General features: G+C 58.4%; 3 protein-coding genes. 2 read left to right on the top strand and 1 reads right to left on the bottom strand.

Annotation, left to right across the window (positions count from 1 at the left end; translation table 11 throughout):
- Window positions 1-53 precede the first annotated feature (53 nt).
- Window positions 54-1,433, bottom strand: coding sequence for an undecaprenyl-phosphate glucose phosphotransferase (locus PMN64_RS42055; protein WP_411785018.1), 1,380 nt, complete (start codon window positions 1,431-1,433; stop codon window positions 54-56).
- A 282-nt stretch (window positions 1,434-1,715) separates the two neighbouring features.
- Between PMN64_RS42055 and PMN64_RS42060 the strand changes: the two genes are divergently transcribed.
- Both PMN64_RS42060 and asnB read left to right on the top strand, forming a co-directional pair.
- A complete protein-coding gene (locus PMN64_RS42060; protein WP_035631826.1) occupies window positions 1,716-3,095 on the top strand; it encodes a polysaccharide biosynthesis/export family protein in 1,380 nt (459 codons plus the stop codon).
- Window positions 3,096-3,376: 281 nt separating this feature from the next.
- A partial coding sequence (asnB, locus tag PMN64_RS42065) for an asparagine synthase B (protein WP_411785019.1) occupies window positions 3,377-4,860 on the top strand: 1,484 nt, incomplete at its 3' end.

Consider the following 4,860-nt stretch of genomic DNA (forward strand, 5'->3'; position numbering starts at 1 on the left):
GCAATGCCCTTGCGGCCTTGCTGTACGGAGTGCACGCAGCAATCGACATCGCGTTAACAGGCATTCCAATAGACCTTTCTGGAGAAGAGGGTCATGACGATGATCTTGAGATCGAGAAGGAATGACCAATTGTCGATGTAATACAGGTCGTGCTCGACACGACGTTGCATCTTCTCCAAGGTGTCGGTCTCGCCGCGATAGCCGTTGACCTGTGCCCAGCCGGTAATGCCGGGCTTGACGTTGTGGCGGCGCGAGAACGACGAAATCAGCCGGGCGAAGCTCTCGTTCTGCGAGGTCGCGTGCGGACGCGGTCCGACGAGTGACATATCGCCGACCAGCACGTTGAAGAGCTGTGGAAGCTCATCGATATTGCTGTGGCGCATGAAGCGCCCCAACCGGGTCACACGTGGATCGTGCCTGGTCACCTGCTTGAAATTGTCGCCGTCCTCCATCACGGTCATCGATCTGAATTTCAGCACGCGAATAGTTTCGTTGTTGTAGCCGTGCCGCGTCTGACGAAATAGTACCGGCCCGGGGGAATCGAGCTTGATTGCGAGTGGAAGGATGACGAAGAGGGGACTGATGATGATAAGTCCAACAGTTGCAGCCGCGATGTCGAAGGCTCGTTTGATTGCCCGGTGGAACGGCGTCAGCGGAGACTGGAAGATCCGCATCGTCACCATGTTGCCGAACTGCGTGATGCGCGACACGGCCATGAGGTCGATTGCGCCGACCGGGACGACGTGAACGTCAACCGGGAGCTCCGACAGGGCGCCGGCGAGCGCGAGGGCAGCCGGAACATCCGACTCCGAGGTCAGAATGACAATGTCATCCGCTCGCAGCGGCCGGCACTCCGCGATCAGTTCGCGGACATGGGATCGTACCTCCGCTGCCGAAGCGCCAGTGCGAAAGGTCGGCAACTCGAACGAGCGAATGGTCCGAATTCCGGTGGCGCTCACTCGTCCGGAAAAATTCAAGCAGTGGCTCGGTTCACCTATGAGGATGACGCGCCTGGCGTCGATCAGTCCGGATGCGATGGCAGGTTGCAGCAACGAGAAGCATATTGCCCGCGCGCAGAGCACCATGACGATGACGCTTGCTGCCTGGGCCATCACGGTCGCGCGCGAGTAGCCGTCCGAGATCTTGAGAAGAAATATCGTCGAGATGAAGAAGGAGAATACGAAGAAGACGGCGCTGACGCCGCTCCACATGAAGATGTGCCGGGGCTGCGTCTGGATCCGCGAATACTGCCGCAGCCCAACGGATACGAGCAGCTGCAACGTGGCAATCAGAATGGATTCCAGGATATATTTGGGAGTGTCCGGATAGTCGAGCTGAAGGACCAGTCGATAATAGAGGACGGCAGCGGCAAATGCCCCAACGGCTACGAGGACGAACTCGGCGCCTGCGGCCAATACCAGCAAGGCGGCCAATCGATTCTTGCCAATGTCAGCCGGAATTGCCTTGCGGCCAGTGACCGAATGCGCCGAACGCTCGGTAGGAGCCGGCGAATTGGTGAAAGACGCATAACTCACCGGTTACTCCCAAGCAGTCCGTCAAGCAGTCCGTCCCCCTGACAAAAACAATAGCATTCGGGTCAGGAGGCAGACTGGCAATAAATGGGTAGCCGGGAGTAACTACGATGGTCAGTTGAGCCGAGGCGCTGCGGGTTTAGATTGTCGATCAATCAGTGAGACCGAGCCATCGAGCACGCCATGCCGAACGCCAAGCTGCGTAATTTCTTTCATCTTGACAACCGTGGCGGTCAATCCGGCCGTTGTGTCAGATGGGGCCTGGTAGCTGTTGGCCTGACGATTTCCGCTCAGGCGAAAGCCGAATATCGAGTGAACGTCGGAGATGTTCTGGAGGTCGCGGTAGCCGGCGTGCCGGAGCTGCGGCAGCGTGCTCCGGTCCAGGTCGATGGCAATATCTCGTTGCCGCTGGTTGGGATGGTTCCGGTCGCCGGCCTGCCGTTGCAAGAAATTCGGGCCAAGGTCGGGGCCGCACTGACGAGCAAGGTCTTTCGACAGAGGACCGTGGACGGCCGCGAGGTCGTGGTCGTGATAGATGCAGATCAGGTCACGGCAATCGTGGCGGAGTACAGGCCTGTTTACGTCAACGGGGACGTATCGAAGCCGGGCGAGTACCCTTATCGTCCGGCGAGCACCGCGCGCCAGCTCATCGCCATGGCGGGTGGCTACGACATCATGCATATCAGGATGAATAACCCGTATCTCGAGTCAGCTGACTTGAGAAGCGAGTATGGATCGCTCTGGACAGAACTCGCCAAGGAACAGGCGCGTATGTGGCGCATCAAGAGCGAACTCGGGGAAGGGACGCAGATCAACCCAAGCGCTTCTCTTGCCGACGTGCCCATAGCCCGGTCGGCGGTTTCGGAAATCGTCAATGCGGAAGCCGAATATCTGAAGACGAAGCAGAGTGACTATCAGCAGGAAAAGGCGTACTTGCAGCGCAGCGTTCGGCAGGGAGACGACGAGGTCCGCGTACTATCGGAGCAGCAAAAGAAAGATGAAGAGGGACTTCAGTCCGACGTCGAGGACCTTCAGAAAGCGACCGACCTGTTCGGCAAGGGATCGTTGATCAGCCCTCGCGTGACGGATGCCCGTCGCGCGGTTCTGCTGTCGGCGACCCGGAGGCTGCAGACCTCTGCGCAATTGCTCCAGGTCAAGAAATTGCAGGACGAGTACGCCAGACGGTTGGCAAAGCTCGACGATCAGCGGAAGCTTGATCTGTTTCGTGAGCTGCAAGAGACCAGCTTAAAGCTCAATCAGATTCGCGAGAAACTGCAGAGCGTCGGCGAGAAGCTTCAGTACACTTCGATGGTTCGATCGCAGCTCGCACGGGGCGCCGGCAGTAAGCCGGATATTGTCATTATTAGAAAGAGCGAGAAGGGACCGGAACGGATTGTCGTGAACGAGGACGCTGAGTTGCAGCCGGGCGACACCATCGAGGTCTCGCTGCGATACCAGGATGGACCCGACGCGCCACCCCGAAAGCTGAGCAGTTCAAATGCCCCGGTCGTGATAGGCCGGTCTGAGGTGACCGCGGCAGACTCGCGGCGCGACAGCAGGTGACAAAGCCGGAAGCGATCGGCCCATCACGCGAGGCCGGGAATTTGCGCTCCCGTCGATCGCGTGAAGCGGCCGGTCAGCCCGCATCAGGGGCTACCTGGAACTGGAAGACACGAGCAGCCATGGAGTTTGATTACGCTCATCCGCATATTTTATGGCCTATCCGACGGTGGCGCCGCTTAGGCACAGGGTAATTCTGCTTGATCTGAACCTTGAATATTTTGTGACCTTGACCGTTCTCGATCCGCTCTTCCGCTTCTCTGCGATCTAGAACTCACAGAAGGATGACCTCCTTGTGCGGCTTCGTTGGCATCTTTGGATTTAAGGATTCGATCGAGACGGTGCGCAGCCGGGCGCTCGAGATGGCCAAGACGGTCAGGCACCGCGGGCCAGACTGGAGCGGCATCTACTCCAGCGACGGCGCAGTGCTCGCGCACGAGCGCCTTTCCATTGTCGACGTGGAGCACGGCGCTCAACCCCTTCTCGACGTCACCGCGGGTCGGGCGTTGGCCGTGAACGGAGAGATCTACAATCATGTCGCTTTGCGCGAGGCACTGAAGCTGCCGCACGCTTGGAGGACGAAGTCCGACTGCGAAATTATCCTCTATCTCTACGACGAGTACGGCCCTGCCGTGTGCAATATGCTGAGTGGAATCTTTGCGTTTGCCCTGTTCGACGAGCGCAGTGGCGATTTCTTCGTCGCCCGAGACCACATCGGCATCGTTCCGCTTTACATCGGATGGGGTAGCGACGGCACGACTTACGTCGCGAGCGAAATGAAAGCTCTCGATGGCGTATGCGAGACGATCCGGGAGTTTCCTCCGGGACATCATTACAGCGGAAGGGCCGGACAGTTCGTCAAGTGGTATGATCCACAGTGGGCACATACTCTTCCAACGAGGAAGGTATCCCTGCAGGAGCTCCGGACGTCGCTTGAAGCTGCGGTCAAGCAGCAAATGATGTGCGATGTGCCTTACGGGGTGCTTATTTCCGGGGGGCTCGACTCTTCGCTTATAGCGGCGCTCGCGGCGCGCCACCGCTTCAAGCGGATCGAGTCGGGAGAAACCGAAGAAGCATGGTGGCCGAGGCTGCACTCGTTCTCCGTCGGCCTCGAAAACTCACCTGACATGAAGCATGCGCGAGACGTGGCGGCTCACATCGGCACGGTCCATCATGAGATTGTCTTTACCGTGCAGGAAGGGTTGGACGCATTGCCGGACGTGATCCGGCACCTGGAGACCTTTGATGTCACCACCATTCGTGCCGGCACGCCGATGTACCTCATGGCGCGCAAAATCAAATCGATGGGCATCAAGATGGTGTTGTCCGGAGAAGGCGCTGACGAGGTATTTGGCGGCTATCTCTACTTCCACATGGCACCATCAGCGGAAGAATTCCATGAGGAGACCGTCCGGAAGATCTTTGCGCTCAGCAAGTATGATTGCTGTCGCGCGAACAAGGCAATGGCGGCTTGGGGGGTCGAAGCTCGTGTGCCCTTCCTGGACAAGGAATTCCTGGACTACGCAATGTCGATAGACCCCGCCGAGAAAATGTGCCCTGGGGAGAAAATCGAGAAGGGCATATTGCGGGAAGCATTTACCGATCTGTTGCCGCAAGCGATCTTGTGGCGTCAAAAGGAGCAGTTTTCCGACGGGGTAGGGTACAGCTGGATTGAGAGCTTGAAACATCAAGCCGAGAATAAAGTCTCGGATCAGATGCTCGCAGAGGCGAGCAAGCGCTTTCCGCGGCAAACGCCGACGTCCAAGGA

It is taken from the genome of Bradyrhizobium sp. UFLA01-814, assembly GCF_046718885.1.
GTDB classification, from domain to species: Bacteria; Pseudomonadota; Alphaproteobacteria; order Rhizobiales; family Xanthobacteraceae; genus Bradyrhizobium; species Bradyrhizobium elkanii.

Excerpts from the sequence above, each read along its gene's own strand:
- PMN64_RS42060 (WP_035631826.1), top strand. The coding sequence starts at position 1,716 with ATGCCGAACGCCAAGCTGCGTAATTTCTTTCATCTTGACAACCGTGGC.